Origin of the sequence: Streptomyces sp. CB03238, assembly GCF_002099185.1 — a bacterium.
Taxonomy (GTDB): domain Bacteria; phylum Actinomycetota; class Actinomycetes; order Streptomycetales; family Streptomycetaceae; genus Streptomyces.
The window spans coordinates 52,833-79,168 of record NZ_NBCN01000025.1; the positions used below are offsets into that span (position 1 = coordinate 52,833).

A 26,336-nucleotide genomic window follows, 5' to 3' on the forward strand; every position below is an offset into this window, starting at 1 on the left:
ACGCGGGGTCGATTCCGGCCGTGCCGGCATGACAACGGGCTATCGCGTGGCAACGGCACCGCCGGCTGTGAGAGGGACGGAATGAAACCGACCGAGAGTGCCGCCCCGGTTTCACGGCCGCGTGCGTACGTGGCCTCCACGGGCATCGCAACCAGGCTCCCCACCGTCGTGGTGGCCGTCGCCGCCTTCGTCCTCATGGCCGGGCTGTACGGCGCCGTGAGCGGCGGCCACGCGCTCTTCCCCGGCTCCACGGCCGGCTGGTCGCTGGCCGTGCTCACCGGCATCATCGTCGGCCACCTCGTGGCGCTCGGCCGCGACCGCTGGTGGGGCGGCACCGGCTCCGGTGCCGCGCTCACCCTCGCGGTGCTCCTCCTGTACGGGTGGGTGCCGGCCGGACTGGTCAGCCTCGCCGTCGTCGTCCTGGTCGGCGCGGCGCGGCGGCACCGCTGGCGGCAGGGGCTGCTGCACGGCGCGGCGGACATCCTCGGCATCGGGTCGGCGGCCCTGGTCCTCGCCGCGTTCGGGGACGTACCGACGGTCGAACAGCCGTGGCGGCCCCTCGAATGGGGGATCGAGGCCGTGCCGGAAGTGGCACTGGCGGCCGCCGCGTACCTGGTGGTGACCCGGCTGCTGCTGTGGTACACGCTGGCCCCGCAGAGCGGCGGGCTGCCCACCGCCGCCCGTACGGCGCTGCTGCGGCAGGGGCTCGTCGCGGTCGCGCTGCTCGGCATCGCACCGCTGATCTGTGTCGTCGCCGTCTCCCTGCCGGTGGTGCTGCCGCTGTTCGCCGTACCGCTGATCGCCCTGGACTCCACGCTCTGGATCGCCCGCGCGCGGGCCGAGGAACAGTTGCGCGACCCGCTCACCGGACTGCCCAACCGGCAGTGGCTGCTGGAGCGGACCTGGTCCGCGCTGGAGGACGCCGAGGGCGAGGGCGTCAGGGCGGCACTCGTGCTGATCGACCTCGACCGTTTCCGGTCCGTGAACGACACGCTCGGGCATCTCGCGGGCGACCGGCTGCTGCTCCAGATCGCCGACCGGCTGCGCCTCGCCCTGCCGCGCGGGGCGGAGGTGGCGCGGCTGGGCGGCGACGAGTTCGCCGTACTGCTGCCCACCGCCGACTCCACGACCAGCGCCCAGCGGGTGGCCCGGCAGCTGGCGGCCGAGCTGTCCTCGCCGCTCGACCTCGACGGCCTCACGCTGGTCCTGGAGGCCAGCGCGGGCGTCGCCGTCTTCCCCGACCACGCGCTCGACGCGGAAGGGCTGCTCCAGCGGGCCGACGTCGCCATGTACCAGGCCAAGCGGGACCGCACGGGCGTCGAGGTGTACGAGTCGAAGCGCGACTCCAACACCCCCGACCGGCTCGGCCTCCTCGGCGACCTGCGGCGCGCCCTGGACGCCGGCGACGTCGAGCTGCACTACCAGCCGAAGGTCCGCTTCGACGGCCACGTGGCCGGGCTGGAGGCGCTGGTGCGCTGGGTTCACCCGGAGCGGGGGAAGGTCCCGCCCGACGAGTTCATCGCCATCGCCGAGTCCTCCGGCCTGATGCCGCACCTCACCGAGTACGTCCTGGAGACGGCGCTCGGCCAGGTCGCCAAGTGGCGCGCCCAGGGCCTGTACGTCCCCGTCGCCGTGAACGTCTCCCCGCGCGACGTCCACACCCCCGGCTTCGCGGGCGCCGTCGCCGCGCGGCTGGCCCGCCACGGGGTCCCGGCGGGCGCCCTGCAACTGGAGATAACCGAGCACGTCCTGCTGGAGGACCCGCAGCGCGCCGCCGACACCCTGGCCGGGCTCACCGGCCACGGCGTGAAGATGTCCCTCGACGACTTCGGCACCGGGTACTCGTCCCTGGTCCACCTGCGGCGCCTCCCGGTGAGCGAGCTCAAGATCGACCGCTCGTTCGTGGCACGGCTGGCGGTCGACAACGAGGACGCCGAGATCGTCCGCTGCACCGTCGACCTGGCCCACTCGCTGGGCCTCCTCGTGGTCGCCGAGGGCGTCGAGGACGACGAGACGTGGGAGCGGCTGCGGGACCTGGGCTGCGACGCGGTCCAGGGCTGGCTGGTCGCCGCCGCGATGCCGCCGGCCGAGACGACGGCCTGGCTCCGCGCCCGCGGCGAAGCCGGCTGGCACCGCCCGCCCCGCGAGCTCCCCCCGGCGCCCCAGGACGCGGACCAGGTGGTCCAGTAGCCCCCCGCGGCCGGACCACCCCCATGCGCCCCCGCCGGGCCGGTTACCTCGTTGTGGGCAGTCGTCCCGCAGGGGCGATGGGGGTCCCCCTGCTCGAGCGAAGCCGAGAGCTTGGGGGAGGGTGGGCACAACGGACCGGGGCGGTGCCTGTTCCCGGGTTCCCCGGGGGCGGTGCCTGTTCCCGGTGCGCCTTGGGGCGGTGCGGACACCGCCGGTGGGTGGGGACGGGGCCCCTCCGGGCTCACCTTCTCGAGGCCGGCGGCCTTGGGTTCCAGCAGCGGGAGCCCGTCCTTCGCCGCCAACCTCCGCGGGGGCGACCCTGCACGGCCCCGTCCCGGCCGGTGGCCGGCTGCGGGTCAGTGGCTGGTGGGCGGCCCGCGAGGCCCCGCGGCAAACCGTTTAACGGGTATGGGGCCCCGCCCCATAGGATTGGGCCAAAACCATCACACTCACCCCTGAGGATCGCTGCATGCCTGGCATTACGCGCGAGGAGGTCGCCCACCTCGCCCGGCTGGCACGTCTGGAGCTGAAGGACGAAGAGCTCGACCACTTCGCCGGACAGCTCGACGACATCATCGGCGCGGTCGCCCGCGTCTCCGAGGTCGCCGACCAAGACGTACCCCCGACCTCCCACCCGCTGCCGCTGACCAATGTCATGCGGGCGGACGAGGTCCGTCCGTCGCTCACCCCCGAGCAGGCGCTCTCCGGTGCGCCCGCCCAGGAGCAGCAGCGTTTCAAGGTGCCGCAGATCCTGGGGGAGGACTAACACCATGACGGACATCATCAGGCTCACCGCCGCCGAGATCGCGGAGAAGATCGCCTCCGGCGAGCTCACCGCCGTCGAGGTCACCGAGGCCCACCTGGCCCGGATCGACGCCGTCGACGAGAAGGTCCACGCCTTCCTGCACGTCGACCGCGAGGGCGCCCTCGCCCAGGCCCGCGCCGTCGACGAGAAGCGCGCCAGGGGCGAGAAACTCGGCCCCCTGGCCGGCGTACCGCTCGCGCTGAAGGACATCTTCACCACCCAGGACATGCCGACGACCGTCGGTTCGAAGATCCTTGAGGGCTGGATCCCGCCGTACGACGCGACCGTGACCAAGAAGCTCAAGGCCGCCGACGTCGTCATCCTCGGCAAGACCAACATGGACGAGTTCGCCATGGGGTCGTCGACGGAGAACAGCGCGTACGGGCCGACGGGCAACCCCTGGGACCTGACGAAGATCCCCGGCGGCTCCGGCGGTGGATCGAGCGCCGCGCTGGCGTCGTACGAGGCGCCGCTCGCCATCGGCACCGACACCGGCGGCTCCATCCGCCAGCCCGCGGCGGTCACCGGCACGGTCGGCGTCAAGCCGACGTACGGCGGTGTCTCCCGCTACGGCATGGTGGCCTTCTCCTCCAGCCTCGACCAGGGCGGGCCCTGCGCCCGTACGGTCCTGGACGCGGCGCTGCTCCACGAGGTCATCGCCGGTCACGACCCGCTCGACTCGACGTCCATCGACGCGCCCGTACCGCCGGTCGTCGAGGCGGCCCGCAACGGCTCGGTGCAGGGCATGCGGGTGGGTGTGGTCAAGCAGTTCCGCGGCGAGGGCTACCAGGCCGGTGTGCTCCAGCGGTTCGACGAGTCGGTCGAGCTCCTGAAGGAGCTGGGCGCCGAGATCGTCGAGCTGGACTGCCCGTCCTTCGACCTGGCGCTGTCGGCGTACTACCTCATCGCCCCGTCCGAGTGCTCCTCGAACCTCGCCCGGTTCGACGGCCTGCGCTATGGCCTGCGTACCGGCGACGACGGCACGCGCTCCGCCGAGGACGTCACCGCGCTGACCCGTGAGGCCGGGTTCGGCGACGAGGTCAAGCGCCGGATCATGCTCGGTACGTACGCGCTCAGCTCCGGCTACTACGACGCGTACTACGGCAGTGCGCAGAAGGTGCGAACGCTCATCACCCGGGACTTCGAGAAGGCATTCGAGCAGGTCGACGTGATCGTCTCGCCGACGACCCCGACCACCGCCTTCCCGATCGGCGAGCGCGCCGACGACCCGATGGCGATGTACCTGGCCGACCTGTGCACCATCCCGACCAACCTGGCCGGCAACGCCGCCATGTCGCTGCCGTGCGGCCTGGCGCCGGAGGACAACCTGCCGGTCGGTCTGCAGATCATCGCCCCCGCCACGAAGGACGACCGTCTCTACACGGTCGGCGCGGCCGTCGAGGCCGCCTTCGTGGCACGCTGGGGTCACCCGCTGCTGGAGGAGGCTCCGTCGCTGTGAGTGCACTGACCAAGGCCAAGGGCTTCAAGAAGTCCCGGGCCGGAACGTATCTGTCCATCGGCACCACCGCCTTCGGCGCGCTGAGCGTGATCAAGCAGGTCAAGAAGGCGCGTGGCGAGAGCGACACGCTTCTGCTGCTGGACGCCGTCGTGTCCGCCGCCGCCATCGCGACCGGCCTCGCCATCCTGGTGCGTGAGCTGAAGCGCGTCGGTGACGACGACGTCCTGTTCGGCTGAGAGGGAAAGTTTCAACCGTGACCGTCATCACTGAGCTGGTGTCGTACGAGGACGCCCTCGCCGCCTACGACCCCGTCATGGGGCTCGAGGTGCACGTCGAACTCGGCACCAAGACCAAGATGTTCTGCGGCTGCTCGACCGAGCTGGGCGCCGAGCCCAACTCGCAGACCTGCCCCACCTGCCTCGGCATGCCCGGCTCGCTCCCGGTCGTCAACGCGATCGGTGTCGAGTCCGCCATCAAGATCGGCCTCGCGCTCAACTGCGAGATCGCCGAATGGTGCCGCTTCGCCCGGAAGAACTACTTCTATCCGGACATGCCGAAGAACTTCCAGACCTCGCAGTACGACGAGCCGATCGCCTTCAACGGCTATCTGGACGTCCAGCTGGAGGACGGCGAGGTCTTCCGCGTGGAGATCGAGCGCGCCCACATGGAGGAGGACACCGGTAAGTCCACCCATGTGGGTGGTGCGACCGGCCGTATCCACGGCGCCTCGCACTCGCTGCTGGACTACAACCGCGCCGGCATCCCGCTGATCGAGATCGTCACCAAGCCGATCGAGGGCGCAGGCGAGCGCGCTCCCGAGGTCGCCAAGGCGTACGTCGCCGAGCTGCGCGAGCTGATCAAGGCGCTCGGTGTCTCCGAGGCCCGCATGGAGATGGGCCAGATGCGCTGCGACGTGAACCTGTCGCTGCGCCCGCACGGCACCTCGACGTTCGGTACGCGTTCGGAGACGAAGAACGTCAACTCGCTGCGCTCGGTCGAGCGGGCCGTACGGTTCGAGATCAGCCGCCACGCGGGCGTGCTGAACGCGGGCGGCACGGTCATCCAGGAGACCCGTCACTTCCACGAGGACGACGGCTCCACGACGTCCGGCCGGGTCAAGGAGGAGGCCGAGGACTACCGGTACTTCCCGGAGCCCGACCTCGTCCCCGTGGCCCCGTCCCGTGAGTGGGTCGAGGAGCTCCGCCAGGAGCTGCCGGAGCTGCCGCGCGTGCGCCGCAACCGGCTGCGCGACGAGTGGGGCGTCTCCGAGCACGACATGCAGTCCATCCTCAACGCGGGCGCGGTCGACCTCATCGTCGCCACGACCGAGGCGGGCGCCCCGGCCGACCAGGCCCGCAAGTGGTGGATGGGCGAACTGGCCCGCAACGCCAACGAGTCGGGTACGCCGCTCGACGCGCTGCCCATCACCCCGGCCCAGGTGGCCCGGGTGACCGAGCTCGTCGCGTCCGGCGACCTCAACGACAAGCTGGCCCGCCAGGTCATCGAGGGCGTGCTGAACGGTGAGGGCGGCCCGGACACGGTCGTCGAGAAGCGCGGCCTGAAGGTCGTCTCGGACGAGGGCGCGCTGGGCGCGGCCGTGGACGAGGCGATCGCCGCCAACGCCGCCATCGCTGACAAGATCCGCGGCGGCAAGGTGGCCGCGGCCGGCGCCCTGGTCGGCGCGGTCATGAAGGCCACCCGAGGCCAGGCGGACGCGGCCCGGGTGCGCGAGCTCATCCTTGAGCGGCTCGGGGTGACCGAGGGCTGATGGCCTGATCCCCACGGTACGGACGAGGGGCGGTACGGCGGTCGGGAGACGGCCGTACCGCCCCTCGCGGCTTTCCGCTGTCCGGTCAAGGGAAACCGACCACGCTGAAGTCGCCGTTCGTCACTCGGGCGGGTGACTGCGCAGCCACGCCGACCAGGTGACGGCGCCGCGGTGGCCGGCCGGGCAGGTGAGGGCGCGGGCCGCCCGCTCGAACCGGGCCGGCACCGGAAGCCTCACGACCTTGCGGTGACGGCCCCGGATCCGCTGCCACTGCGCGACGAGGTCACCGAAGCGCAACACCTCCGGCCCGCCGAAGTCCTCGCACCGCCCGCCGGGCCCGTCGGCGACGCGCTGGGCCACGTACGCGGCGAAGTCGCCGGAATCCACCGGCTGGGCCTCGATGTCCGTGGGCAGCGGCAGTACGGGCAGCCGGGCGGCCTTCCCCAGGAGGCGGTCGGTCAGCCAGTGGAACTGGGTGGCCCGCAGCACCGACCAGGGAACGTCACCGGCGCGCACCAGTTCCTCGGCCTGGTACTTCAGCCGCAGGTACGGCAGGAGCGGCCGGTCGACGCCGACGATGGACACGTAGGCGAAATGGCCGATTCCGGCCCGGCCGGCCTCGTCGAGCAGACGGCGGGTGCCGTGGACGTCGACGTCCGGCGGACTGCGCCAGAAGTCGGTCGGCAGCAGGTATCCGCGCCGCGCGGCCGGGGACCAGGTCGCGGCGTGCACCACGGTACGGACCCCCGCCACCGCCTCTCTGATCCCGGCCCCGGTACGGAGATCGCCCCGTACCCACTCCACATCGGGGTCGGTGCCCCGGGTCCGGGCGAGCACGCGCACCCGGTGGGCGGGCTTCAGCCGGCCGATCAGGTCCCGCCCCAGGTGCCCGGTCCCGCCGGTGACCAGGACGGTGTCCATGGGCAGCTCCTTCGGCGACGGTCCGCTTCGTCGTCCGACTGTCCCACTCCGCCCGGCGCCCGGCACGTCCGGTCACCCGTCGGGGGAGCCGGTCGCTGTGCCGGCGGCCCCGCCGCCCCCGGGTGGAGGGAGGCGGGGCCGCGGCTGGGACCGGATGGCGTCCCGTGGGGGGGGTGGGGATCTGCTGCCCACCGCTGCGCGGGGGCATGCGTGACTGGCGGGTTGTGGCCAAGAAGAGGCGGCCGGGTGGCGTCAATGGTCCGTTGTGCGACCACCCTTGGGGGGCTCGTGGACCGCCGTGGACCGTCCGCTTGGACTTACCTCGCAACCTGTTGGACGTTCACCTTTCGTCCCTCCGGGGGTCTTCCCAGGGCCACGTGGGCTCACTAGCGTCCGGCCCGTACCCCTCAATGGATCGTGCAGGGACCATTGGATGTCGACTGGGAGGTCGGGCTTGTCACCGGAGAACCCGCGGGAGATTTCACGCAGAAGGATGCTCGCGCTGGGTGGAGGCGCCCTCGGTGCCGCCGCGGCCGGGTCGCTGCTGCCGCCCTCGCTGCGGGCGGCGATGGCCGCCGCTCCGCCCTCCGGCGGACTGCGGGCGGTCCGGCACGTGGTGATCCTGATGCAGGAGAACCGTTCCTTCGACCACTACTTCGGCACCCTGCGCGGCGTCCGCGGCTTCGGTGACCGCAACGCCGTCGAACTGCCCTCGGGCAAGCCGGTGTTCGAGCAGCCCGGGCCACTCGGCCGTACCGTGCTGCCCTTCCCCATCCGGGACGCCGCCGAGACGCAGAAGAAGGACCTCCAGTACATCGGCGACCTCGACCACTCCTGGGGAGGGGGCGCCAAGGCCTGGCGCGACGGGTGGATGGATGGCTGGGTCTCCGCCAAGACGGCCGCGACGATGGCGTACTACGACCGTCGCGACATCCCGCTGCACTACGAGCTCGCGGACACGTTCACCATCTGCGACGCGTACCACTCCTCCATCCATACGTCGACCAGCCCCAACCGCAACCACCTGTGGAGCGGATGGACGGGGTACGAGGCCGACGGCTCGCGCGCCGTCACCAACGCCGCGTACGCGGAGGGCACCCACCCCGGCTACCCGTGGCCGACGTACGCCGAGCGCCTGGAGAAGGCGGGCCGTACCTGGAAGACGTACACGGAGTGGGAGAACTTCACCGACAACAACATCGAGTTCTTCACCACCTTCAAGAAGATCGCCCGCAAGGCCCTGGCCAAGACCGGCGGCCACACGTACATGGAGTCCTTCTACGCGGCCGTGCGCGACACCGACGACGCCGCCGAGCGGGCGCGGCTGCTCGCCGCGCTGGAGGACGGTGTCGCGACCCTCACCACGGAGGAGCGCTCGCTGTTCGAGCGAGGGCTGCGACGGGTGGAGACCGGCGGGCTCGCGGACGCGTTCCGGGCGGACGTCGCCGCCGGCACGCTGCCGGAGGTCTCCTACCTCGTGCCCTCCGCGATCGACTCCGAGCACCCCGGCTCGTCCTCGCCGATCGCCTCCGCCACCCTCGTCTACAAGGTGCTGGACGCCCTCGGCTCCCATCCCGACGTCTGGCGGCACACCGTCGTACTGATCAACTACGACGAGAACGACGGCTTCTTCGACCACGTCCCGCCGCCCGTGCCGCCGGCCGGCGACACCGACGAGCGGTGGAAGGGGCTGCCGACGGGGCTGGGCATCCGGGTGCCGCTGCTGGTCGTCTCGCCCTGGACGGTGGGCGGCTACGTCTGCTCCGAGGTCTTCGACCACACCTCGGTGGTCCGTTTCCTGGAGACCTGGACCGGGATCGAGGAGCCCAACATCACGCCGTGGCGGCGCCGCGTCACCGGCGACCTGACGTCCGCGTTCGACTTCCGGCGCGGCCGCCCGCAGCCGGAGGTGGAGCGGCCGGGCGCCATTCCGCCGTTCACCGGCCGCTGGCGCCCGCAGCCGCCGCTGGTGCAGCACATGCCCGTCCAGGAGCCCGGTACGCGGCCGGCGCGGCCCCTGCCGTACCAGCCGGACGCGCACGGGCGTGTCCAGGACGGCGCCCTGACCGTCACGCTCAGCAACACGGGGAAGGCGAGCGCGCCCTTCGCGCTGTACCCGTACGCCGGTGAGTTCGCCGTCCCGCAGCACCAGGACGTAAGGGGCACCGCGCAATGGAGGGTGCCCCTTACCCGCGAGGCGTACCGCTTCACGATCACCGGCCCGAACGGCTTCCGCCGCGAGTTCGCCGGCAAGGCGGCGGGCGGCGCCGAGGTCACCTCCCACATCGACCCGCGTGAGCGGGACGTGCACCTCACCCTGGCCGCCACCGGCGACGGGCCGGTCACCTTCACGGTCCGCCCCCTCGGCTACGTCGACGAGGCCGACCTCGGTGACTGGACCCGGCAGGTCACCGTCAAGGCCGGCCGCAGCCGTACGGTCGTGCACTCCGCCGCCGACGCGCACGGCTGGTACGACATCGAGATCACCGGTCCCGAGGGCTTCCGGCGCCGGCTGATGGGGCACATCGAGAACGGGCGCGCGAGCGTCTCGGGCTGAGTGGGCAGAGGGAGCGCGGAAGCCCGGGACCTTCGGCCCGGGCTTCCGCGCACCGTGTGTCTGAGCTGTGAGTATCGCCACGAAAGGGACAATCGATCTCTTTAGGCTGCCAGAGTGGCGGTACGTAGGTCATGCGTTCTTTACGGGCAATCCCCGATAGAGAGCACGAACCACTCAGGGAGTACACCCGTTGGCAGCCATCGCCCGATGGTGCATCACGCACCGCCTCGCCGCCGTCCTGCTCTGGCTCTGCGCCTTGGTCGGCGTCACGGCGGCCGCCGGCATCGCCGGCTCCGCGTACTCCAACGACTACGAGGTCCCCGGCACCGAGTCCGGCCGTGCCGCCTCCCTCCTGGAGGAAGGCTTCCGGGGCCAGGGCGGCGACAGCGACACCATCGTCTGGCACACCACCCAGGGCAGCGTCCGCGCGGCCGCCGTCGAGGACCGTATGACGGCGATGCTCGACGACGTCGCCGAGCTGCCGGGCGTCTCCACCGTCACCGGCCCGTACGACACCGTCCGCCCGGCCCCCACCGGCCAGGGCGCCCCGGCCACCGCTCACACCGCCGCGGGCGCCGCGACCCAGGACTTCGCGCCCGGGCAGATCAGTGAGGACGGCCGCACCGCCTACGCCACGGTCGCCTTCGACCGGCACGCCGACGAGATCCCGCCGGCCCAGATCCAGGCCGTCGTCGACACCGCCCGCGCGGCCGCGAGCGACGGCGTCCAGGTGGAGCTCGGCGGCAGCGCCGTCGCGGTCACCGAGGCACCGGCCTCCCACACCGCCGAGATCGTCGGCGTGGCCGTCGCCGCCCTGGTCCTCTTCCTCGCCTTCGGCTCCCTCGCCGCCAGCCTCCTGCCCATCGCCACCGCCCTCGTCAGCGTCGGCACCGCCTACGCGGGCATCGGGCTGCTCGGCCACGTCATGACCGTGGCCGACTTCGCGCCCATGCTGGGCATGCTCATCGGCCTCGGCGTCGGCATCGACTACGCGCTGTTCATCGTCACCCGCCACCGCAAGGGCCTCAAACGCGGCCTCCCGGTCGCCGAAGCCGCCCAGAACGCCGTCGCCACCACCGGCCGGGCCGTCGTCTTCGCCGGCGCCACGGTCTGCATCGCGCTGCTGGGCATGCTGATACTGCGGCTCGGCTTCCTCAACGGCGTCGCCATCGCGGCCTCCCTCACGGTCGTCCTCACCGTCGCCGCGTCCGTGACGCTGCTGCCCGCGCTGCTGTCGTTCATCGGCATGCGCGCCCTGTCGCGCCGCGAGCGCGCCCGGCTCGTCGAGCACGGCCCGGAACCCGAGCTGCCGACCGGCTTCGCCGCCCGCTGGTCCGCGTTCGTCGAACGCCACCCCAAGCTGCTCGGCGCCGTCGCCGCCGTGGTCATGCTGGTCCTCGCGCTGCCCACGTTCGGCCTCCACCTCGGCACCTCCGACCAGGGCAACAACCCGGCCGCCACGACCACCCGCCAGGCCTACGACCTGCTCGCCGACGGCTTCGGCCCCGGCGTCAACGGCCCCCTCACTCTCGTCGCGGAGCTCGACGGCGCCGACGACCGGCTCGCCCTCGCCACGCTCCCCGACGCCCTGCGCGCCACGGCGGGCGTGGAAACGGTCAGCCCGGTCACGTACAGCGGCAGCGGCAACACCGCCGTCCTCACCGTCGTACCGGACTCCGCCCCGCAGTCGCAAGCGACCAGCGACCTCGTCGACCGGCTGCGCGACGACGTCCTGCCGACCGCCGAGAACGGCACCTCCCTGGACGTGTACGTCGGCGGCATCACCGCCGGCTACGACGACTTCGCCCAGGTCATCATCGGCAAGCTGCCGCTCTTCGTGGGCGTCGTCATCGCCCTGGGCTGCCTGCTGCTCCTGCTCGCCTTCCGCTCGATCGGCATCCCGCTGAAGGCCGCCCTGATGAACGTCGCCGCCGTCGCCTCCGCCTTCGGGGTCGTCGTCGCGATCTTCCAGTGGGGCATGGGCAGCGAACTGCTCGGCCTCGGCCGGGCCGGCCCCATCGAACCCTTCCTGCCGGTGATCATGGTGTCCGTGCTCTTCGGGCTCTCCATGGACTACCAGGTCTTCCTGGTCAGCCGGATGTACGAGGAGTGGCTGGAGACCGGCGACAACCGGCGGGCCGTACGGGTCGGCCTCGCCGAGACGAGCCGGGTCATCAACTCCGCCGCCGTGATCATGATCGCCGTGTTCCTCGCGTTCGTCCTCTCCGGGGACCGCGTCATCGCGATGTTCGGCATCGGCCTGGCGGCCGCCGTCGCCCTGGACGCGTTCGTCCTCCGTACGCTCCTGGTCCCGGCCCTCATGCACATGCTCGGGGGCGCCAACTGGTGGCTGCCCGGCTGGCTCGACCGCATCCTGCCGCGCATCAGCATCGAAAACCCCGAGTGCCGCGATTCCGATCATGCGAAGATCCCGTGGCAGCGTGCGAGCGACGACGGACAGCTCGTGCCGTGAGCCACGGAGGGCCCGACGGTGTTCGCGATATCCCTGGGTGACGACGGAGCCGAACTGCGGCCACTGGAGCCGTGGCAGGCCGAGGAGTACCTGGCCCACATGGACCGGGGCAGGGAGTACATCGGGCAGTACGTCGCCCTTCCGACCGTCGTCACCGACCTGCCGTCGGCGCGGTCCTTCCTCCAGTCGTACGCCGACAAGGCGGCCGCCGACACGGGCCGCCTTTTCGGCATCCGGCTGGACGGCACCCTGGTCGGCGGCGTCCTCCTGCGGGTCATGGACACCGCCGCCGGCACCTGCGAGGCGGGCTGCTGGCTCGAGCCGTCGGTGTCCGGCCGCGGCCTGGTCACCCGTGCGGTCACCGCCCTGATCGACTGGGCGGTGAACGAGCGCGGTATGCACCGCGTCGAGTGGCAGGCCTCCTCGGCGAACACCGCCAGCATCAACGTGGCCAAGCGGCTCGGCATGACCAAGGAGGGTGTGCTCCGCGAGAGCTACCCCTACCGGGGCGTACGGCATGACATGGAGGTCTGGTCGGTCCTGGCACCGGAGTGGCGGAAGGCTCGTGGACAGGCGCGTGGACAGGCGCGTCAAGAGGCGCGTTAAGGGGGCTCTCAGAAACGGCACCTAGCGTGCCGCGCATGAACCCCACGACGACCAAGACCGACGACACCGCCACCAACACCGACACCGTGGCCGAGACGGCCGCAGACCCGAAGGACCACCAGGCCGCGTACGACGACGAGCACGCCGCCGAATTCGAGCAGGAAGCGCACGAGCCGAAGAATGCCGCCGAGCAGGCCGGCGGCCTCGCCGCCGCCGCGGCGGCCGTTGTTGCCACGGCCCTCGGCATCGCCTCCCTCACCGGCACCTGGATGGGCCGCGTCGCCTCCGAGCGCGAGACGCTCATCGGCCAGATCACCACCTCCCAGACCGGCTCCCCCGCCCAGCAGATCTCCGAGATCTACGGTGACGCCTGGCACACCACCGCCCTCGTCAACGGCCTGTTCGCCGTCGTGGCCCTGATCACCGGCCTCATCGTGCTCACCCGCCCCCAGCGCCCCCTGTGGATCCGGGCGGTGGCCCTGGCCGGAGCCGTACTGGGCGGACTGGGGCTGCTGCTGTCCGCCGGCATGTACGCCGACCTGTTCCTGTCCCTGCCCACCACCGGCTCCTGAGGCGCCCTCACCCGCGCCTAAGGCCCCCGCGCCGCCCAAGATGCGGCACTCTCCCGATGCGGCCGGACCCCCTGGCGAACGAGAGTTGAGGCATCACGAAACGCCCCGACACCACCAGGGAGATCCACATGTTCGCCTACGAACTCCAGCAGGCCCGCCACGCCGACCTCCTCCGCGAGGCCGACGCGCAGCGGTTGGCCAACATCGCCCGGGCCGCCCGCAAGGCCCGCCGCGCCCTCGCCCGCCGATCCGGCCACAACGCCCCCGAAGGGCAGGTGAATACCGACCACGGCCGCTTCGTCACGGCCGCGTGACGGCCGAGCGGCGCCCGCGCCATGGCCGTCGTACCAATATCCGGTGCCGTGATGTCAGAGGGCTGTGCGATGCTCGGCAACGTGGAGACCAGGTCCGTCAGTCCCGTGTTCGTCGGCAGAGCCGGTGAATTGACCGCACTCACCGAAGCGCTCTCCCGCGCGAACGCGGGAGAGCCGCAGGCGTTGCTCGTCGGCGGTGAGGCAGGCGTCGGCAAGACACGTCTGCTGGAGGAGTTCCTCGGCGAGGCGTGCGCCCAGGGCGCCGTCGTCGCCGTCGGCGGCTGCGTCGAGATCGGCGCGGACGGGCTGCCGTTCGCGCCGTTCTCCACCGCGCTGCGCTCCCTGCGCCGCACGCTCCCCGACGAGCTCGCCGCCGCGGCGGAGGGCCAGGAGGGCGAACTGGCCCGGCTGCTGCCCGAACTGGGCGACGCGGCGGGCCCGGAGCCGTACAACGAGGACAGCACCGCCCGGCTCTTCGAGCTGACCGTCCGCCTCCTGGAGCGCATCGCCACCGACCGCACGGTCGTCCTCGCCCTGGAGGACCTGCACTGGGCCGACACCTCCACCCGCCACCTGCTGGCCTACCTCTTCCGCACCCTGCACCGCGGCCGGCTCGTCGTCGTCGCCACCTACCGCGCCGACGACATCCACCGCCGCCACCCGCTGCGGCCCCTGCTCGCCGAGCTGGACCGCCTGCGCACGGTCCGCCGTATCGAACTGCCCCGGTTCAACCGCACCGAGGTCCACCGCCAGCTGACCGGCATCCTGGCCGCCGAGCCGGCACCCGCCCTCGTCGACGACATCTTCCGCCGCTCGGACGGCAACGCCTTCTTCGTCGAGGAGCTTGTCGTCTGCCAGGAGGGCGGCGGCGAGCCGGGCGGGCTCAGCGAGTCCCTGCGTGACCTGCTGCTCGTGCGGGTCGAACGGCTCTCCGAGGACGCCCAGAAGGTCGCCAGGATCGTCGCCGAGGGCGGCTCCACCGTGGAGTACGGCCTGCTCGCCGCCGTCGCCCGGCTCCCCGAGGACGACCTGATCGAGGCCCTGCGTGCCGCCGTCAACGCCAACATCCTGCTCGCCGTGCCCGACGGCGAGGGCTACCGCTTCCGCCACTCCCTGGTCCGCGAGGCCGTCAGCGACGACCTGCTGCCCGGCGAGCGCTCCCGCCTCAACCGGCGGTACGCCGAAGCGCTGGAGGCCGACCCCTCTCTCGTACGGGCCGACGAGCGCACCACCCGGCTCGCCAGCTACTGGTACCACGCACACGACGCGGCCAAGGCCCTGCCCGTCGTCCTGCGGGCCGCCGTCGAAGCCCGCAAGCGCCACGCTCACGCCGAGCAACTGCGCCTGCTGGAGCGGGCCATGGAGCTGTGGGACACCGTGCCCGACGAGGTGCGCAGCACCCTGCGCCCCATCGACTACGCCGAGGCCTACCCGGCGTGCGGTTGCCCCGACACCACGCCCCTGCGCTACCTCGACGTGCTGGCCGAGGCGGCCGTCGCCGCGCGGCTGTGCGGCGAGCGGGAGCGGGCCCTGAAGATCGTCAAGCGCGCGCTGCGGCTCCTCGACGAGGACAACGACCCGGCCACCGCCTCCGGCGGCAAGGACCCCCAGCGCACTGCCTGGTTCTGGACCGAGCGGTCCCGGCTCATGTCGAACCTCGGCCGCGGCGACGGCTGGGCCGAGATCGCCACCGCGCAGGAGCTGGTGCGCGGCCTGCCGCCGTCCGCCGTCCACGCGCAGGTCCTCGCCGTCGCCGCCGGCTGGGGCATGCTGCACGCGCCGGGCCCGGAGAGCCTCGCCGCCGCCGAACGGGCCGTCGAGTACGCCCGGCTGGTCGAGGCCGAGCCGGTCGAGCTCAATGCCCGCCTCACCCTCGGCGGCCTGATGGTCGACTCCGGCGACATCGAGGCCGGCCTCGCGGAGATGCTCGCGGTCCTGGACCGGACCCGCGAACTGTGCCTGCACACCGAGACTGGACGCGCCTACGTCAACATCGCCTCCTGCCTGGAGGCCGTCGGGCGCTCGCGGGAGGCCGTCGGGATCGCCACCAAGGGTGTGGAGTTCTCCCGTAAGCGGGGCCTGCGCGACAACGAGGGCTGGGTGCTGGGCAACCTCGTCGAGTCACAGGTCTCGCTGGGCCACTGGGACGACGCGAGCGCGGGCGCGCACCGGCTCCAGCGCGTCGCCTACAGCACCAAGCCACGCGCCGCGGCGCACCTCCGGCGCGCCCAGCTCGCCGGGCTCCGCGGCGAACTGGGCATCTGTGCCGAGCACTTGGCGCTCGCCCGCGAGGCGTACGGCACGCACGACCCGATGGTGCAGTACCTGCTGCCGCTGGCTCAGATCGACCTGAGCGTCGCCGCCATGCAGAACCGTCTCGGGGACGTACGGGCGGGGCTGGCCGAAGCGGCGAAGGGCGGCCTCCCGCCCGGCAGCCACCGGTACGCCTGGCCGCTCCTGCTGACCGCCGCCACGGCCGAGGCGGAGGCGCGCGGGCTGCCCGGCGCGGCGGAGGGGCGCCCCGAGGCGCTCGCGCGGATCCGCTCGTACGCGAAGCAGCTCGCCACCCCCGTCCCGGTGTGGCAGGCGCACGCGCTGTTCGTCGCCGCCGAGCTGGCCCGTGCCGAGGGCCGCGACGACGCCGACCGCTGGGCGGAGGTCGTGGTCGCCCTCGGCCCGCTGGAGCGCCCCTACGAGCTGGCCCGCGCCCGGCACCGCTGGGCGGACGCGCTGCTCCTCCAGGGCGGCCACCGCGACCGGGCCGCCGAGCTGGTGCGCGAGGCGCATCTCGTCGCCGTCCACCTGGGAGCCCGCCCCCTGCGCGAGGACCTGGAACTGCTCGCGGCCCGCGCCCGCCTGCCGCTCGGCGCCCCGGCCGCCGTCACGCCGGAACCGGACGACGAGGGCTTCGGCCTCACGCCCCGCGAACAGGACGTGCTGCGCCTGGTCGCGGTGGGCCGCACCAACCGCCAGATAGCCGAGGAGCTGTTCATCTCCCCGAAGACGGCGAGCGTGCACGTCTCCAACATCCTCGCCAAGCTCGGCGTCTCGGGCCGCGGCGAAGCCGCCGCCCTGGCCCACCGCCTCCGCCTCCTCCCCGAGGTCCTCGCCTGAGCCCGCCTGGGCGCCCCGTCGCTGGTGCCGCACGGCCACGCCCGCCCGTCCCAGGGCGGGCTCTACCGCCCGGCTGACGGCCCGGCTGACGGGACCGAGGTCCGCCCCCGGGCAGCCTCCCGGCCCCGGTTGCCGGGCAGAGGCGTCCCCGGAGCGCGAGGCAACGCCCTGACCGGCCTGGCCGCCCGCCGCCCGCGATCCCGGGCCCCGCCCACTGCCGTACGCCCGCCGGAGTCCGCGTGCCCGCCCCTACGCCACCGCCGGCGCCGAGCCGCCGGCACCTCCCCACGGCCCGCTGAGCCGCACGCACGCCTGCCTGGACGTGCCGGTCCGCACGGATGCCGAGCCTGGTGCGCGCGCACGGTCCGGTGGCCGCCACGCGGCACCGCCGTGGGACGCCTCACGGCCCGGCGGTGGGCCGCCCCGGAAAGGTCCGCCCGGAAAGGCGCCCGGGCGGGGGTCAGTGCTCCGAGGGGCGGGGAGCGCGGATGGTGACCGTGCCCGAGGCGAGGTCTATGGGGCCGCGCGAGGGGTCGTTGTCGCCCAGGTCCTCGCGGGTCAGCTCCTGTCGCCGGCTCTCCTCGTCCGTGTGCTTGCGGCCCGGCGCGAAGAGCTCTTCCATCAGGTTGAACACGGGCTGCCGCCTCTCACTCCACCTCCAGCTGGAGGATCCTGTCGTCGCCCGCCTCCGGGGTGCCCCGGCCGTCCGTCTCGCTGGTGACCAGCCAGACCTTGTTCCCGCCCGCCGCCAGGACCGTGCGCAGCCGGCCGTACCGCTCTTCCAGGAACGGCTGTGGGTCCGCCAATGGTTCCGCGCCGGCGAGCGGGATGCGCCACAGCCGCTCGCCCCGCAGCCCCGCCATCCAGACCGAGCCCTCTGCGACCGCGATCCCGCTCGGCGAGGCGTCGGCGGTCTTCCACTGGGCGACCGGATCGACGAAGCCCGGTCTGCCGCCCTTGCCCTCGACCTCCGGCCAGCCGTAGTTCTTGCCGGGCTCGATCAGATTCAGTTCGTCCCAGGTGTTCTGCCCGAACTCGGCCGCCCACAACCGCTTTTCGGAGTCCCAGGCCAGCCCCTGCACATTGCGGTGCCCGTACGAGTAGACGACCGAGTCCGCGGACGGATTGCCGTGCACCGGCTGCCCGTCCGGGGTCATCCGGAGGATCTTCCCGCCCAGCGAGTCCTTGTCCTGCGCCAGGCCGGTGTCACCGGTCTCGCCCGTGCCCGCGTACAGCATCTTGTCCGGGCCGAACGCGATCCGCCCGCCATTGTGGATCGTGCCCTTCGGGATGCCCCGCAGCACCGTGTCGGGCGCCCCCAACTGCTGACCGGCCGGCTTCTTCTCGTCGTACAGCATGCGGGCGATGCGGTTGTCCGACTCGGTGGTGAAATACGCGTACACCAGGCGATCGGAGGCGTACGACGGCGAGAGCGCCAGGCCCATCAGGCCGCCCTCGCCGGCCGGCGCCACCCCCGGCACCGAACCGATCACCGCTTTCTCGCCGCTCTCCCCGTCGATCCGGGTGATCGTGCCCTCGTCGCGCGAGGAGACCAGCAGATCGCCGTCCGGGAGGGCGGCCAGGCCCCACGGCGACTTCAGCCCTTCCGTGAGCGTGGACACGACGGTCACCGTGCCCTTCGCGGGCGGCGCGGACCGCGCGGACGGAGAGGGCGACCCCGGGGGCGAGGCGGACGCGGCAGGTGGCGACCCGGCGCTCCGGTCGTCCGCGGGCCGCGCGCCCCCGTCCGACGAGCACCCGGCCGCGAGCATGAGAGCGCCAGTGGCCAACACGGCCGTCACAGCAGGACGTTGCACAGTTCCGATCCCTTCAACGGCGGTGTGAGCTGCATGTCTACTCTTGATACACCGCTCGCGCCGATCACGTTCCCGTGTCCGGCCGGAGATTCCGTCCCGGCCGGGGAATCAGTCCCACGACCCCCGCGCCGGCGGCAGCGCCGCGACCTCCGCCAGGTCCTCCGCCGTCAGCGACAGCCCGGCCGCCCGCGCGTTCTCCACCGCCCACCGCTCGTGCTTCGTCCCCGGCACCGGTACGACGTGCCGGCCCCGCCCCAGCACCCACGCCAGAGCCACCTGCGCCGGCGTCACCCCGGCCGCCTCACCGCCGTGCCTCTCCGCCACCCGCCGCAGCCCCACCACGATCGGCTGGTTCGCGGCCATCATCTCGGCCGTGAACCGCGGGTGCCGAGCCCGCAGGTCCTCCGGCTCGAAGCCACCGCCCGGCGTCAGCGTCCCGGTCAGGAAGCCGTTCCCGAGCGGCATCGCCGCCAGGAACCCCACGCCCCGCGACGCGCACCAGGGCAGCAGCCGCCGCAACGCCTCCGGCGACCACACCGACAGCTCGGCCTGCACCGCGCTCACCGGGAAAACCTGCTGCACCCGCTCCAGCTGCCGAATCGTTCCGTCGTACAGATCCGTGCCGGGACCGGCGCGGCGCGACGAGCGGACCGCCATCGCGCACAGGCCCAGCGCCCGCACCTTCCCGGCCGTCACCAGCTCCGCCATCGCGCCCCAGGTCTCCTCGACCGGCACCTCCGGATCGGCGCGGTGCAGCTGGTACAGGTCGATGACGTCGGTCTGGAGCCGCCGCAGCGAGGCGTCGCACGCCCGCCGCACATACCCCGGACGCCCATTGGCCACGATGTGCTGCTCCCCGACGAGCAGCCCGCACTTCGTCGACACGAAGGCCTCCGCCCGCCGCTCCTTGAGCACCCGGCCCAGCAGCAGCTCATTGGTGAAGGGCCCGTACATGTCGGCCGTGTCGAGCAGCGTCACCCCGGCGTCCAGCGCGGCGTGCACGGTGCGCAAGGAGCGGTCGCCGCGCTGTTGCGAGGCGCTGTACGCCCAGCTCATCGGCATGCAGCCGAGGCCGATAGCACCTACTTCGAGCGCCGTCGCCCCGATTGTCCTGCGCTCCAACTCCCCGTACCCCTCCTTGTGCCGCTCCCCAAACTAACCTCCTGACCATGACTGCTGACGTGTGGCTCCCCATTCCGGCCGACGAGATAGACGGGCTGCCCGACCCCGCCGAGTCCGGCCTGACCTACCGCTTCTGGGACGGCGGCCCGGACTTCCCGGCCGACCCGGCCGACTGTGTGTTCTACGTCGTGCCCTATATGAAGGGCACGGAGATCGCGGTGCGCCCGATGGCCGCCATGACCTCCCTCCGCGTCGTCCAGACCCTCTCGGCGGGGACCGACCACGTGACCCCCGGGCTCGGCTCGCTGCCCGAGGGTGTGGTGCTGTGCAACGCCAAGGGGGTCCACGAGGCCAGTACCGCCGAGCTGACCCTCACGCTGATCCTCGCCTCGCTGCGCGGCATCCCCGGCTTCGTGCGCGGCCAGGACAAGGAGGAGTGGCGGGCCGGTTTCTACCCCGCGCTCGCCGACAAAGCCGTCCTGATCGTGGGGTACGGATCGATCGGCGCGGCCATCGAGGACCGGCTCGCGCCCTTTGAGTGCGCGCGGGTGGCGCGCGTCGCGCGCTCCGCGCGCACCACCGAGCGCGGCCCCGTGCAGGCGCTCGCGGACCTTCCCGCACTCCTGCCGCACGCCGATGTCGTCATCCTGTCCACCCCCCTGACCCCCGACACCCACCACCTCGCCGACGCCGGCTTCCTGGCCCGGATGAAGGACGGGGCCCTGCTCGTGAACGTGGCACGCGGCCCCGTCGTCGACACCAAGGCGCTCCTCGCCGAGGCGCAGAGCGGCCGGATCAGCGCCGCCCTCGACGTCACCGACCCCGAACCGCTCCCCGCCGGCCACCCGCTGTGGCACGCCCCGGGCGTATTGATCAGCCCCCACGTCGGCGGTTCGACCTCGGCGTTCATGCCCCGCGCGAAGCGCCTCATCGCCGGACAGCTCACCCGATTCGCCGAGCGCGAACCGCTGCGGAACACCGTCCTGACCACCGGCTGAACACGCTCCGAAGCGATATGGGCGCCGTGCGTACCCATAACACTGATGATCGTCACGGAGCGTAGAGCACCCCTGTCCCTGAGTGACGATCCTGGTGTATCGTCCCGATCTGGGGGCCGCGTCGAGCACGGACCGGCGCAGGGGAGCGACGTGATTGCCGATCAGAATCCGAGGGGGGCGACGGGCGATGCACGGTCGATGGGCTTGGGCGAACGAACCGACGCGACGGGGCAGCCGACTGCGACCCCCGACCGCGTCCCGGCGACCGGAGGCGCGGCCGTCGACGGCGCGGCCGCCGCACCGACCCGACCCGCGCGCGGCGGTGTCCCCGTGAGCGCCCCGGGGGTGCTCATCGAGCGGCCGCCCGTCTCGGGCGGCGCCGACGACGCGGCGGGCGGCGGCGCGGGCGGCCTGCTGTGCCAGCTGCTCCTCGCCGTACTGTGCGGAGGCTACGCCGCCGGGGCCGCCGTCGGCTGGGGCTCCGAGGAAATGGCCCTGATCATGGGCGACTTCGGCCTCAGTGCCGCCGCGCTGGTCGCCTCCGTCTCGTGCTTCCTCTACGCACGCACGCGTGGCAGCCGTTTCCGGCCCGCCTGGCTGCTGTTCGCCTTCTCCTCGGCGATGGCGGCCGGCGGGAACACCGTCTGGGGCTGGTACGAGGTCGTGCTCGACCGCGACGTGCCACAGCCGTCCCTCGCCGACCTGTTCTTCCTGCTCTTCGCGCCGCCCGCCATCGTCGGGCTGCTCGTCCTCGCCAAGCGGCCGGTCACCCGCGCCGGATGGATCTGCCTCGGCCTGGACTCCTGGCTGATCGGCGGCTCGCTGCTGACCCTGTCCTGGAGCCTGGCCCTCGCCCACACCGCCCGCTTCGAGGGCGAGAGCGTCGCACGGGCCGCGCTGTCCCTCGCGTACCCGCTGCTGGACATCGTCCTGGTGAGCATGGTGCTCGCGCTGCACTTCCGGCGCTCCCAGGCCAACCGGTCCGCCGTCCACACCGCCATCGCCGCACTCGCCCTGACGGTCCTGTGCGACGCCCTGTTCACCTCACCGCTGCTGCGCGAGCACTACCGCTCCGGCCAGCTCCTCGACGCGGGCTGGTTCGCCGGCTCCCTCCTCCTGGCCTACGCGCCCTGGGGCGCCAACCGCGCCCCCGAGAGCCCCGCCCCGCCGCGCGGGCCCCGCCAGCCCAGCCGTCCCATCGCCGGGTCGCTCGCCGCCCTCACGCCCTACCTGGCGGCCGCGGTGTGCACGCTCGGCATCCTGTACAACGTCATCGAGGACCGCACGGTGGACCGCGTCGTCGTCTTCACCGCGTGCACGGTGGTGCTCGCCCTGGTCGTACGCCAGGGGATCATGCTCCTCGACAACATCGCCCTCACCCATGAACTGGCCCAGAAGGAGAACCACTTCCGGTCCCTGGTGCAGGGCTCCAGCGACGTCATCATGATCGCCGCCCCCAACGGGGTGCTGCGCTACGTCAGCCCGGCCGCGTCCGGCGTGTACGGGCGGGAGGCCGACGAGCTCATCGGCTCCGAGCTCGCCTCCCTCATCCACCCCGAGGACCTCGGCGGTGTCGTGCACGAGGTGCGGCGGTTCCTGGCCGCTCCTCCTTCGGAGGAGCCCACGACCCGCATCGAATGCCGCTTCAGGTCCGGTACCGGCGAGTGGCTCAACGTCGAGTCCACCGTCAACCGCCACCAGGGCGGCCTGATCTTCAACAGCCGGGACGTCACCGAACGGGTCCGCCTCCAGGCACAGCTCCAGCACAACGCGGAACACGACCCGCTCACCGACCTGCCCAACCGCGCCCTGTTCACCCAGCGCGTCCGCCAGGCGCTCGGCGGGCGCCGCGCGGGCGACGCCGGCACCGCCGTGCTCTTCATCGACCTGGACGGCTTCAAGGGCGTCAACGACCGCCTCGGCCACCAGGCGGGCGACGAGCTGCTCATCCAGGCCGCCCGCCGCCTCCAGGACTCCGTACGGGCCGGGGACACCGCCGCCCGCCTCGGCGGCGACGAGTTCGCCGCCCTGATCCTCGGCGACGGCAACCCGGACCAGTCCGCGCGCGAGCCGCAGGTCCACGAGATCGCCGACCGGCTGCGGCTCACGCTCTCGCAGCCGTACCGGATCGAGGGCCAGGAGGTACGGGTCGCCGCGTCCATCGGCGTCGCCTTCGCCGAGGCCGGCATCAGCGCCGGAGACCTCCTCCGCAACGCGGACCTCGCCATGTACCGGGCCAAGGCGGGGGGCAAGAACCGCGTCGAGCTGTACGCGCCCCAGATGCAGGCCGATGTCGTACGCCGCACGGAACCGGCCGGCCGGGCGCGTACCACCGCCCCCACCGCCACGGCCACGGCCACCACCGCCAAGGACGGCGAGTTCGTGCTCCTGCACCAGCCCGTGGTGGACCTCGCCACCGGCCGGATCGCCGCCGTCGCCGCCCAGGCCCGCTGGCGCTCCGCCCAGGGCATCCTGTTCACCCCGGCCGAGTACCTCCGAGTGGCGGAGGATGCCGAGCGCGCCGCCGAGCTCGGCAGCCGGCTTCTCGAAGAGGCCGTCGAGCAGGCCGCCGAGCGCGCCAGGCTCGGCCACCACGCGCCCGTGTCGGTCCGCTTCCCGGCCCGCAAACTGGTCGACAGGTCCATGCCGCTCGGCACCGTCGAGGCCCTGCTGACCACGTACGAACTGCCGTCGGGGTCCCTGATCATCGAGCTGTCCGACAGCGACCCGCGGATCTCCTTCGACGAGCTGGAACGGCGCCTGGCCGGCCTGCGGAGGCTCGGCGTACGCATCGCGCTCGACGGATTCGGCAGTGGATACGCCGCGATCAACGCGCTCCGGCGGCTCCCGGTGGACATACTGAAACTGGACAGAGGCCTGGTCGAGGGCGTCGTCGAATCGGCCCGGCTGCACAAGATCACCAGCGGGCTGCTCCGCATCGCCTGTGACCTCGGCATGCAGTCCGTGGCCGACGGTGTCGACGTACCGGAGCAGGTCCTGGCGCTACGCGCGATGGGATGCACCCATGGGCAGGGAATGGCCTTCTCCGGCCCCCTCGACGAGTACCGGCTGCGCCGCGCCCTGGTCCGGGACGAGTTCCCGGTGCCCGGCGGGGCCGCCGTACCGGTGCTCACCGGGGGCGCCCGCGCGAACGCCCTCCAGGGGACCCTCCCCGCCACCTACCAGAGCGTCCAGAGCGTCCTCCCGGGCGCCCGCCCCGGCGCCCTCCCGAACGGCGTCCCTAGCACCGCGTCGACCACCACACCCGGCACCCCACCCGGCGCCGCGCCCAGCGTCGTACCCGGCGTCGCACCCGCCACCGCGCCCACCACGGGGCCGGACGCCCCGCCCACCACAGGGCCCGGCGCCAGGCCCGGCGCCGCGCCCGGTGGCACACCCGGCGCCCTCCCCGGGACCCTCTCCGGCGCCGTCCCCCATGCCGTACCCACCGCCCTCCCGAGCGCCCTCCCGGCGATGCGCTCGCCCCACCCGCTTCGTTCACATAATGAGACTCGCGTCCCACCCACTTGACACTGGTAGTGCGCCGGGGGGAGGGTCAATGCCATGCGCACCCGAATTCTCGTACTTGGAAAGCGCGTCGGCTGAGCACGGCCCGATGACGGCCCTGCAGACCCACACCGGCGCGCTCCCCTCGCTTGCCTCACGGCACGAGGGGTTTTTTGTTGCACTGGCACTCGAGCCAACCCAGCTAACCTCGCGAAAACCCTCAGCTTCGAGAAGAGAATGCCGATGACCGAGCAGGCCACCGGGGCCCACCATCCGCAGCCGCGGGCCCGTAACGGCGGACAGCCCTCCGCCACCGTTGAGCACGTCACGGGTGCGCAGTCCCTCATCCGTTCTCTCGAGGAAGTGGGCGCCGAGACGGTATTCGGCATCCCCGGCGGCGCCATCCTCCCCGCGTACGACCCGATGATGGACTCCACCCGGGTCCGTCACATCCTCGTGCGCCACGAGCAGGGTGCGGGCCACGCCGCGACCGGCTACGCCCAGGCGACCGGCAAGGTCGGCGTCTGCATCGCCACCTCCGGGCCCGGTGCCACCAACCTGGTCACCCCGATCGCCGACGCGCACATGGACTCCGTCCCGCTGGTCGCGATCACCGGCCAGGTCGCCTCCAAGGCGATCGGCACGGACGCCTTCCAGGAGGCGGACATCTGCGGCATCACCATGCCGATCACCAAGCACAACTTCCTGGTCACCAAGCCCGAGGACATCCCCAAGACGATCGCCGAGGCGTTCTACATCGCCTCCACCGGCCGCCCCGGTCCGGTCCTGGTCGACATCGCCAAGGACGCCCTCCAGGCCAAGACCACCTTCAGCTGGCCGCCGCAGCTCGACCTGCCCGGCTACCGCCCGGTGACCAAGCCGCACGCCAAGCAGATCCGCGAGGCCGCCAAGCTGATCACCCAGGCCAAGCGGCCCGTCCTGTACGTCGGCGGCGGCGTCCTCAAGGCCGGCGCCACCGCCGAGCTGAAGGTCCTCGCCGAGCTGACCGAGGCGCCCGTCACGACCACGCTGATGGCGCTGGGCGCGTTCCCCGACAGCCACCCCCTGCACGTGGGCATGCCCGGCATGCACGGTGCCGTCACGGCCGTCACGGCGCTGCAGAAGGCCGACCTGATCGTCGCCCTCGGCGCCCGTTTCGACGACCGCGTCACCGGCAAGCTGGACAGCTTCGCCCCCTTCGCCAAGATCGTCCACGCGGACATCGACCCGGCCGAGATCGGCAAGAACCGCACCGCCGACGTGCCGATCGTCGGTGACGCCCGCGAGGTCATCGCCGACCTGGTCCAGGCTGTCCAGGCCGAGTACAGCGAGGGCAACAAGGGCGACTACAGCGCCTGGTGGAAGGACCTCAGCCGCTGGCGCGACACCTACCCGCTCGGCTACGAGCAGCCGGAGGACGGCTCGCTCGCCCCGCAGCAGGTCATCCAGCGCATCGGGCAGCTCGCCCCCGAGGGCACCATCTACGCGGCCGGTGTCGGCCAGCACCAGATGTGGGCGGCCCACTTCATCGACTACGAGAAGCCCGCCACCTGGCTGAACTCCGGCGGCGCCGGAACCATGGGCTACGCCGTGCCGGCCGCCATGGGCGCCAAGGCGGGCATGCCGGACCGCACGGTCTGGGCCATCGACGGCGACGGCTGCTTCCAGATGACCAACCAGGAGCTGGTCACCTGCGCGCTGAACAACATCCCGATCAAGGTCGCCATCATCAACAACGGCGCGCTCGGGATGGTCCGCCAGTGGCAGACCCTCTTCTACAACCAGCGCTACTCCAACACCGTGCTGCACTCCGGCCCCGAGGCGGACGGCAAGCAGCCCAGCGCGGGCACCCGGATCCCGGACTTCGTGAAGCTGTCCGAGGCCATGGGCTGCGTCGCGATGCGCTGCGAGCGCCCGGAGGACCTGGACAAGGTCATCGCCGAGGCCAACGCCATCAACGACCGCCCGGTCGTCATCGACTTCATCGTCCACGAGGACGCCCAGGTGTGGCCCATGGTCGCCGCCGGCACCTCCAACGACGAGGTCATGGCCGCCCGCGGCGTCCGCCCCGACTTCGGCGACAACGAAGACGACTGAGAGAGAGCTGAGTCAA

18 protein-coding genes are annotated in these 26,336 nt (G+C 72.5%); 14 read left to right on the forward strand and 4 right to left on the reverse strand.

Annotated features, from left to right (window positions below):
- Positions 1-81: 81 nt before the first annotated feature.
- From BKD26_RS32510 to gatB, 5 genes are all read left to right on the forward strand, one after another.
- Complete coding sequence (locus BKD26_RS32510; protein ID WP_084905709.1) at positions 82-2,190, forward strand: bifunctional diguanylate cyclase/phosphodiesterase; 2,109 nt, start codon at positions 82-84, stop codon at positions 2,188-2,190.
- A gap of 469 nt (positions 2,191-2,659) precedes the next feature.
- Positions 2,660-2,956, forward strand: a complete 297-nt coding sequence (gene gatC / locus BKD26_RS32515; RefSeq protein WP_016642027.1) for an Asp-tRNA(Asn)/Glu-tRNA(Gln) amidotransferase subunit GatC — start codon at positions 2,660-2,662, stop codon at positions 2,954-2,956.
- A gap of 4 nt (positions 2,957-2,960) precedes the next feature.
- Entirely contained in the window at positions 2,961-4,454 is a 1,494-nt protein-coding gene (gene gatA / locus BKD26_RS32520; RefSeq protein WP_084905711.1) for an Asp-tRNA(Asn)/Glu-tRNA(Gln) amidotransferase subunit GatA, read from the forward strand.
- Positions 4,451-4,690: a hypothetical protein gene (locus tag BKD26_RS32525; RefSeq protein WP_084905713.1), complete on the forward strand. Its 240-nt coding sequence runs from the start codon at positions 4,451-4,453 to the stop codon at positions 4,688-4,690. The genes gatA and BKD26_RS32525 overlap by 4 nt, the downstream gene beginning before the upstream one ends.
- A gap of 17 nt (positions 4,691-4,707) precedes the next feature.
- Entirely contained in the window at positions 4,708-6,222 is a 1,515-nt protein-coding gene (gatB, locus tag BKD26_RS32530; protein WP_084905715.1) for an Asp-tRNA(Asn)/Glu-tRNA(Gln) amidotransferase subunit GatB, read from the forward strand.
- A gap of 120 nt (positions 6,223-6,342) precedes the next feature.
- On the opposite strand, the gene BKD26_RS32535 is transcribed toward gatB, so the two are convergent.
- Positions 6,343-7,143, reverse strand: a complete 801-nt coding sequence (locus BKD26_RS32535) for an NAD(P)H-binding protein (protein WP_084905717.1) — start codon at positions 7,141-7,143, stop codon at positions 6,343-6,345.
- A gap of 493 nt (positions 7,144-7,636) precedes the next feature.
- Between BKD26_RS32535 and BKD26_RS32540 the strand changes: the two genes are divergently transcribed.
- The 6 genes from BKD26_RS32540 to BKD26_RS32565 all read left to right on the forward strand — a co-directional run bounded on the left by BKD26_RS32540 (position 7,637) and on the right by BKD26_RS32565 (position 16,779).
- Complete coding sequence (locus tag BKD26_RS32540) at positions 7,637-9,700, forward strand: phospholipase C, phosphocholine-specific (protein WP_241518956.1); 2,064 nt, start codon at positions 7,637-7,639, stop codon at positions 9,698-9,700.
- Between the two features lie 190 nt (positions 9,701-9,890).
- Positions 9,891-12,173 carry an MMPL family transporter gene (locus BKD26_RS32545; RefSeq protein ID WP_084905721.1) on the forward strand — a complete coding sequence of 761 codons (2,283 nt, stop codon included), beginning with the start codon at positions 9,891-9,893 and terminating at the stop codon, positions 12,171-12,173.
- A gap of 18 nt (positions 12,174-12,191) precedes the next feature.
- The gene (locus tag BKD26_RS32550) at positions 12,192-12,779 is read left to right on the forward strand and encodes a GNAT family protein (protein ID WP_084905723.1); all 588 of its coding nucleotides are present in this window, start codon (positions 12,192-12,194) and stop codon (positions 12,777-12,779) included.
- Between the two features lie 35 nt (positions 12,780-12,814).
- Positions 12,815-13,351, forward strand: a complete 537-nt coding sequence (locus BKD26_RS32555; protein WP_084905725.1) for a hypothetical protein — start codon at positions 12,815-12,817, stop codon at positions 13,349-13,351.
- Between the two features lie 128 nt (positions 13,352-13,479).
- A complete protein-coding gene (locus BKD26_RS32560; RefSeq protein WP_084905727.1) occupies positions 13,480-13,665 on the forward strand; it encodes a hypothetical protein in 186 nt (61 codons plus the stop codon).
- 69 nt (positions 13,666-13,734) lie between these two features.
- On the forward strand, positions 13,735-16,779 hold the full coding sequence (locus tag BKD26_RS32565; RefSeq protein ID WP_084905729.1) for a helix-turn-helix transcriptional regulator: 3,045 nt from the start codon (positions 13,735-13,737) through the stop codon (positions 16,777-16,779).
- 460 nt (positions 16,780-17,239) lie between these two features.
- Here BKD26_RS32565 and BKD26_RS40650 read toward each other — a convergent pair whose 3' ends face one another.
- The 3 genes from BKD26_RS40650 to BKD26_RS32575 form a co-directional block, all read right to left on the reverse strand.
- Positions 17,240-17,413 (reverse strand): DUF6191 domain-containing protein, encoded by a 174-nt coding sequence (locus tag BKD26_RS40650; RefSeq protein WP_179166787.1) that lies wholly within the window; start codon positions 17,411-17,413, stop codon positions 17,240-17,242.
- A 13-nt stretch (positions 17,414-17,426) separates the two neighbouring features.
- Positions 17,427-18,551, reverse strand: coding sequence for a PQQ-dependent sugar dehydrogenase (locus BKD26_RS32570; protein ID WP_179166790.1), 1,125 nt, complete (start codon positions 18,549-18,551; stop codon positions 17,427-17,429).
- A gap of 153 nt (positions 18,552-18,704) precedes the next feature.
- Positions 18,705-19,718 carry an aldo/keto reductase gene (locus BKD26_RS32575; protein WP_084905732.1) on the reverse strand — a complete coding sequence of 338 codons (1,014 nt, stop codon included), beginning with the start codon at positions 19,716-19,718 and terminating at the stop codon, positions 18,705-18,707.
- Positions 19,719-19,765: 47 nt separating this feature from the next.
- On the opposite strand from BKD26_RS32575, the gene BKD26_RS32580 reads away from it, so the two are divergent.
- From BKD26_RS32580 to BKD26_RS32590, 3 genes are all read left to right on the forward strand, one after another.
- Positions 19,766-20,716: a 2-hydroxyacid dehydrogenase gene (locus BKD26_RS32580; RefSeq protein WP_179166788.1), complete on the forward strand. Its 951-nt coding sequence runs from the start codon at positions 19,766-19,768 to the stop codon at positions 20,714-20,716.
- 351 nt (positions 20,717-21,067) lie between these two features.
- Positions 21,068-24,247: an EAL domain-containing protein gene (locus BKD26_RS32585; protein ID WP_241518964.1), complete on the forward strand. Its 3,180-nt coding sequence runs from the start codon at positions 21,068-21,070 to the stop codon at positions 24,245-24,247.
- A gap of 213 nt (positions 24,248-24,460) precedes the next feature.
- Entirely contained in the window at positions 24,461-26,320 is a 1,860-nt protein-coding gene (locus BKD26_RS32590; protein WP_084905736.1) for an acetolactate synthase large subunit, read from the forward strand.
- Positions 26,321-26,336: the final 16 nt, after the last annotated feature.

Excerpts from the sequence above, each read along its gene's own strand:
- BKD26_RS32510 (WP_084905709.1), top strand. The coding sequence starts at position 82 with ATGAAACCGACCGAGAGTGCCGCCCCGGTTTCACGGCCGCGTGCGTAC.
- gatC (WP_016642027.1), top strand. The coding sequence starts at position 2,660 with ATGCCTGGCATTACGCGCGAGGAGGTCGCCCACCTCGCCCGGCTGGCA.
- gatA (WP_084905711.1), top strand. The coding sequence starts at position 2,961 with ATGACGGACATCATCAGGCTCACCGCCGCCGAGATCGCGGAGAAGATC.
- BKD26_RS32535 (WP_084905717.1), bottom strand. The coding sequence starts at position 7,143 with ATGGACACCGTCCTGGTCACCGGCGGGACCGGGCACCTGGGGCGGGAC.
- BKD26_RS32540 (WP_241518956.1), top strand. The coding sequence starts at position 7,637 with ATGCTCGCGCTGGGTGGAGGCGCCCTCGGTGCCGCCGCGGCCGGGTCG.
- BKD26_RS32555 (WP_084905725.1), top strand. The coding sequence starts at position 12,815 with ATGAACCCCACGACGACCAAGACCGACGACACCGCCACCAACACCGAC.
- BKD26_RS32560 (WP_084905727.1), top strand. The coding sequence starts at position 13,480 with ATGTTCGCCTACGAACTCCAGCAGGCCCGCCACGCCGACCTCCTCCGC.
- BKD26_RS32565 (WP_084905729.1), top strand. The coding sequence starts at position 13,735 with ATGCTCGGCAACGTGGAGACCAGGTCCGTCAGTCCCGTGTTCGTCGGC.
- BKD26_RS32570 (WP_179166790.1), bottom strand. The coding sequence starts at position 18,551 with ATGCTCGCGGCCGGGTGCTCGTCGGACGGGGGCGCGCGGCCCGCGGAC.
- BKD26_RS32580 (WP_179166788.1), top strand. The coding sequence starts at position 19,766 with ATGACTGCTGACGTGTGGCTCCCCATTCCGGCCGACGAGATAGACGGG.
- BKD26_RS32590 (WP_084905736.1), top strand. The coding sequence starts at position 24,461 with ATGCCGATGACCGAGCAGGCCACCGGGGCCCACCATCCGCAGCCGCGG.